We start from the raw sequence: 4,984 nt of genomic DNA on the forward strand, positions 1-4,984 counted from the left end.
TTAAACACACAAATTGGCCAACCTGACCCGACCCAGACATCAATCAAACCGTTGCGGCCTCAACCCCGGCAGAGACGGAGTCCTTGTTGCCAGATATCTGCTTGCCTGCCGGGGCCTTTGGCTAGCGCTTGCAGAGCCGGTATACCGGCAAGGTGAAATGAAAGCTGCTGCCTTTGCCCAGGACAGATTCCACCCAAATCTGGCCATAGTGGGCGCGCACAATCCGCCGGCAGAGGGAAAGGCCGATGCCATAGCCCTCCTGCTGTTGATCCCGGGACAGACGAACGGAATCGGAGAAGATGCTCTCCTGGTCGGCTTCCGGGATCCCGGGGCCGGTATCGCTGACGGTCACCTGCACCTTTTGGCTGGTGCGATGGAGGACATCGAGGCGGATGGATCCCTCGGCAGGGGTGTACTTGATGGCGTTATCCAGCAGGTTGAACAGAACTTGGCGGATCTTGTCGGGATCCACATGAACAGAAGGCAGATCGACGGGAATATCCGCTTGAAACTGCAGCCGCTTGGCTTGCATGCGCGGCTGTAGCTCTTCGATCACCGGCTGACACAGGCTGGGCAACTGGGTTTCTACGGCTCGAATCCTCAGCTCCGAGGCGGCGCCCCGGGCTGACTCGAGAATATCGGTGATCATGCTGTCCATCTTGCGCAGTTGCTGGCGGGCGTGGTCGAACAACTGCCGCTCCAGCGCTTTGTCCAGGGATCCCTCGCGCCCCTGCTGGAGGGTTTCGACCGCCAGAGCCGTGGCCGTCAGGGGGCTGCGCAAATCGTGTACCAACATGGCCAGAACGCGGTCTTTGAAGTCCAACTGCTCCTGCAATTGGGCCCGTTCCTGCCGCAGCAAAAACACCTCTTCCGACATTTGCAACAGCGCCTCGGTGGTCGGGGGAGGGGTGGGATCCTGTCCTGCACCTTCTTGTTGGGAGGCCAAGGCCGCCTGGCCCTGCCAACGGGGCCACCACACTTCCAACTGTGTTGCCAAGTCGGCCCCCGCCAAGACCTGAGCGGGCAGAGGTTCGGCCTTGACCAGAGCTGGAGTCGCCACCAACTTGTAATGCTCCGCCAGGTAGGGGTGCTCCTCCAGCAGCACCACTTTTAGTTGGGCAGGGTATTGGCCGGGTAACCCCTGGATGTGCTGAAGCAGATGCTTCTCAAGTTCAGCAACGACGGCTCGACTCTTGGCAAACAACAGCAGGCGAATGACAGAACGAGCGGAGGTGAGATCTGGCGAAGTCTGCATAGGCCGAAATCCAAAAGGCCAGAGGTTGGCGTTTCAGCAGCCGGGATTGCCATCTGCTCGAGCTGTGGGATCCACTGCTGCTTGTTCTTTCCTAACACTTAACCTTGGGGAAAAGCTGAAAAGGAACAGCGAACGTAGCGAGAGACCCCCAGAGTGCACCTTTTCCGCCCAACTGACAACCGTGGAACTCAGTGAAACAGGTAGGCCAACCCCACCAGCAGGGCCACCAACCCCACCGCTGTCAGGGTGAAGTGAAGCAGAGAGGTTCTGCCTTTGCGCACCATGTTGCGCATGGCCAGGCGGGTATAGCTCGGGGGGGATCCCTGCTGCTCCGCAACGCTTGCGCGAATGCCGGTCGAAGAAGAATCTGCAGAAGAAGGCTGCGCCATCCGAATGACCAGAGCAATAACTTAACCCTGTCTCCAGGCTAGCTCAATCTGCCTGCCAGACATCGGCATCGTTTTGGGGTAACCTGCCGATTGCAGCGAAGCGATGGCTGTTGGGCGGGGATCTTCCGGTGCCAAAATAACGACAGCATCCCCCTCCTTGGCGCTTATGTTGCAGGTTCAGCATCTTTCCTACCATCCGGCAGCCGTTTCCCAGCCGATTCTCAAGGATCTCTCCTTTGAGCTGGGCCCGAACCAGTTGGGGCTGATCGTGGGCAAAAGTGGGGCCGGCAAGAGCACCCTGCTGGAAATCTTGGCCGGCTTGGCGCGGCCCACCCAGGGACGGATTGCCTGGGGCGGGACGGAGCTCTCCCTCAACCAGTTGCGCAGCCTGGCGGGGTTGGTGTTTCAGTTCCCGGAGCGGCACTTTTGTGGCTTGACGGTGCTGGAGGAAATGCGCTTCGGCCACCCGGAACTGCAGCAAAAGGAGATCGAGAATGTCCTCCAGCAGGTGGGATTGGCAGGGATCCCTCTGCACACCTTCCCCAACCACCTCAGCGGCGGGCAACAGCGGCGCTTGGCCCTGGCGGTGCAGCTCATTCGCGGCCCGTTTCTGCTGCTGCTGGACGAGCCGACGGCGGGGCTGGATTGGTCCGTGCGGCGGCAGTTGATCGAGCTGTTGGCCCGGCTGAAATCCACCTGGACGGTGTTGGTGGTTTCCCACGACCCGGAGGAGCTGTCCTCTATTGCCGATGTGCAGTGGACGTTGCAGGCGGGATCCCTACAGCCGGTGCCGGCAGAGGCGCTGCTTCACAAGTAGCGGCGCGGATCCACCGGTTGGCCGTTGACCCGCACTTCAAAGTGAACATGAGGCCCGGTGGAGAGGCCGGTGGAGCCAGAAGCGGCAATGGCCTGCCCCCGCTGTACCTGCTGGCCCACCCCGACGGCGACGCGGCTGTTGTGGGCATAGAGGGTGGTGATGCCGCCGCCGTGGTTCACAATCACCGTGTAGCCGTAGCCGCCGTACCAACCGGCGTAGATGACCGTGCCCCGGTCTGATGCCCGAACTGGCGTGCCGGTGGGCACACCGAAGTCGATCCCCGCATGAAAGCGGCGGCTGCGATAGAGGGGGTGAACCCGCCAGCCGAAGCCACTGGTGATCGGCCCGCGCACCGGTGGGATCAACCGGCCCGTCCCCTGAACCGGATCCCCACCCCCTCGCTGCTGAGCCTGCTGGGCGATCAGTTGCTGGATGAGGACGGTCAACTGTTGAGAATCGGCTTCCAAACGCCGTTGGGCTGCTTCATAGGCAGCGCGCTCGTTGGCCAGGCGGCCCACCAGTTGCTCTTGGGCGGCAGCCTGCTGCTGCAGTTGGTTTTTCTGGGCGGCCAGCTCCTGCAAAATCAAAGAAATCTCGTTGCGCTGCATCTCCAGAGCAACGCGCTGCTGCTCCACCTCCTCAGCCATCGCCTGCAGCTCCCGGATCAACTGCCGGTCGGCCTCGATCAGCAATTGCAACTGGTGGCGGCGATCGAAAAACTCGTTCAGGTCGCGGCTGGTGAGCAGCAAAGCCCACCAATGTTCTGCCCCCTGCCGCTGCATGTAGCGCAAGCGGGCGGCCGTGCCCTGCTGCTGCCGCCTCAGGCGGTCTTGCAGCTCCTGGAGCTCTTGCTGCGCTTGCTCTAGGGCCTTCTGGGCCTGTTCCAGACGATATTGGTTGTCGCGCAGGCTGGCTTCGGTTTGGCGAATGTTTTGGCGCAGGGATCCCATGCGGCGGCGGGCCTCTTCTTCGGCCTGGCGCACTTCTCCGAGGCGGCGCTGAGTGCTCTGGATTTGTTGCTGGATCTGCTGCTGGCGCTGCTGCAGTTGGTTAACATTCTGCGCCTGAGACGGGGCCATTTCCCACAGCAGCAGACAGAGGGCGAGCAATCCGAACACCATCCACCCTTTCAGCCTGTGTGCCACACGACTCAGACTTGTCACTCCCCACACCCTCTGCAACAGACCTACCGACCCTAAGGATACAAAGATTTGCCAGGATCTGACCGAGCCCAACTGGATTGTTGCCCCCCGGTCTCGCTACTCCAAATGGCGATGGGCTGGCCGCCCGCCTATCGGCAAAACTTCAGGCTAAAAATAGTAAAAATAATACGAGAATGACAAAAATCGACCCAAGAGCCATCTCATACAAACGGGACACCATGCGCCACTTGCGAGTCTGGGGGGCTTCTTCCTCCTCTCTGCCCAGTTCAATATTGGCTAGAGAGACAACAAGGCCACAGATGGCTGATAAAAGGAGGAACCAGCGACGCCACGAAAGAATGGGAAAAGCAAACGCTCCAACCAGTGCTGTAAACGCACAAACAGTTGCTCCCATAAACACCAGCTTTGCCCGTTCTCTGTTCATCTGTTAACCTTCTCCCAAAAGGGAATTTTTACAATTTATTCTTGGTTACAATTTATTCTTGTTTTGCCGACAAGCCGGTTTTGTTATTTCTGGATTCTAAGCGCCATTCTCCCCTCACCGACCGCCAGCGGTACGACGCCGGCTGCCCCACATCCCTGTTGGGTTTCGTGGTCTGGGCCTGAGGGCAAAGTTTAGGTGCGGTTTGGCAATGGAAGTCGCTGCGGGCGTGAGCAACATGAGGTGGATTGGTCTGGCCCAACCCCACGGTTGGCGTAGCGTGCCATGGGGAATGCCAGAGCGCAGGACTGAGAGCTCCCCGAACCCCTTAAAAGCTAAATTGAGAGTTAAGGGTGAGTTGCCACGCAAGCTAAGATCGGCAAATCCTGTCTATCGATAGAGGATCCGCGTCGGCCATGATGACCGTAATGGAGTTTTTCGCCCTCAGTGCTGGGGAGTGGATGTGCCAGCGCACCAGCCATCACTTGGCTTTTCGCCGCTCTGAGGGAGGGAGGTCGAAAGTCCAGATTGCCACGCTTGCGCCAACCGATCCAGCCGTCATCCGGGTTTGTGAGCTGTTCAAGGTGGATCCGCAGCGAGCTGTGGGAGCAGCGCGGGTGCGGTGGGATGGCGAGCAGGAGTGGGACAACGAAGAGTACAAAGGCGATGTGGTGCTGGTTCCCATCCCCGATGAGGTCGATCCCATGCGCGGGCAATTGCTGCGGGATCAGGGCTATGCCGAAAAAATACCGGTGGCCGGTACCTATGTGATGGGATCTGACGGCGCCCTCACCCTCTACACCGAATATGAGATGACCGAGTCAGAGGAGCGCATCTGGTTTGCCAGCCCGAACCTGCGCCTGCGGGCCAGCACCGTCAAGCGCTTTGGTGGCTTTAGCATGGCTTCTTTCTGCTCTGAGGTGCGCAAACTTTCGGCCA

At 59.8% G+C, this 4,984-nt stretch carries 6 protein-coding genes; 2 read left to right on the plus strand and 4 right to left on the minus strand.

What is annotated here, in order from left to right; all coding sequences use genetic code 11:
* Window positions 1-121: 121 nt before the first annotated feature.
* The gene (locus NW857_RS12195) at window positions 122-1,255 is read right to left on the minus strand and encodes a histidine kinase (RefSeq protein ID WP_414335981.1); all 1,134 of its coding nucleotides are present in this window, start codon (window positions 1,253-1,255) and stop codon (window positions 122-124) included.
* A 188-nt stretch (window positions 1,256-1,443) separates the two neighbouring features.
* A complete protein-coding gene (locus NW857_RS12200) occupies window positions 1,444-1,644 on the minus strand; it encodes a DUF3285 domain-containing protein (RefSeq protein ID WP_414335979.1) in 201 nt (66 codons plus the stop codon).
* A 166-nt stretch (window positions 1,645-1,810) separates the two neighbouring features.
* Between NW857_RS12200 and NW857_RS12205 the strand changes: the two genes are divergently transcribed.
* Window positions 1,811-2,461, plus strand: coding sequence for an ABC transporter ATP-binding protein (locus NW857_RS12205; RefSeq protein ID WP_414335977.1), 651 nt, complete (start codon window positions 1,811-1,813; stop codon window positions 2,459-2,461).
* Here NW857_RS12205 and NW857_RS12210 read toward each other — a convergent pair.
* Together NW857_RS12210 and NW857_RS12215 are read right to left on the minus strand one after the other, a co-directional pair.
* A complete protein-coding gene (locus NW857_RS12210; RefSeq protein WP_414335975.1) occupies window positions 2,452-3,582 on the minus strand; it encodes a murein hydrolase activator EnvC family protein in 1,131 nt (376 codons plus the stop codon). The two genes, NW857_RS12205 and NW857_RS12210, sit on opposite strands and share 10 nt — an antisense overlap.
* 184 nt (window positions 3,583-3,766) lie before the next feature.
* Window positions 3,767-4,048, minus strand: coding sequence for a hypothetical protein (locus NW857_RS12215; RefSeq protein WP_414335973.1), 282 nt, complete (start codon window positions 4,046-4,048; stop codon window positions 3,767-3,769).
* A 416-nt stretch (window positions 4,049-4,464) separates the two neighbouring features.
* On the opposite strand from NW857_RS12215, the gene NW857_RS12220 reads away from it, so the two are divergent.
* Window positions 4,465-4,984, plus strand: a 520-nt coding sequence (locus NW857_RS12220; RefSeq protein ID WP_414369097.1) for a phycobiliprotein lyase, incomplete at its 3' end; no start/stop codon positions are given.

The organism is Synechococcus sp. H55.9, from assembly GCF_047462355.1.
In the GTDB taxonomy this organism is placed as follows: Bacteria; Cyanobacteriota; Cyanobacteriia; order Thermostichales; family Thermostichaceae; genus Thermostichus.

Excerpts from the sequence above, each read along its gene's own strand:
- NW857_RS12205 (WP_414335977.1), top strand. The coding sequence starts at position 1,811 with ATGTTGCAGGTTCAGCATCTTTCCTACCATCCGGCAGCCGTTTCCCAG.
- NW857_RS12215 (WP_414335973.1), bottom strand. The coding sequence starts at position 4,048 with ATGAACAGAGAACGGGCAAAGCTGGTGTTTATGGGAGCAACTGTTTGT.
- NW857_RS12210 (WP_414335975.1), bottom strand. The coding sequence starts at position 3,582 with ATGGTGTTCGGATTGCTCGCCCTCTGTCTGCTGCTGTGGGAAATGGCC.
- NW857_RS12200 (WP_414335979.1), bottom strand. The coding sequence starts at position 1,644 with ATGGCGCAGCCTTCTTCTGCAGATTCTTCTTCGACCGGCATTCGCGCA.
- NW857_RS12195 (WP_414335981.1), bottom strand. The coding sequence starts at position 1,255 with ATGCAGACTTCGCCAGATCTCACCTCCGCTCGTTCTGTCATTCGCCTG.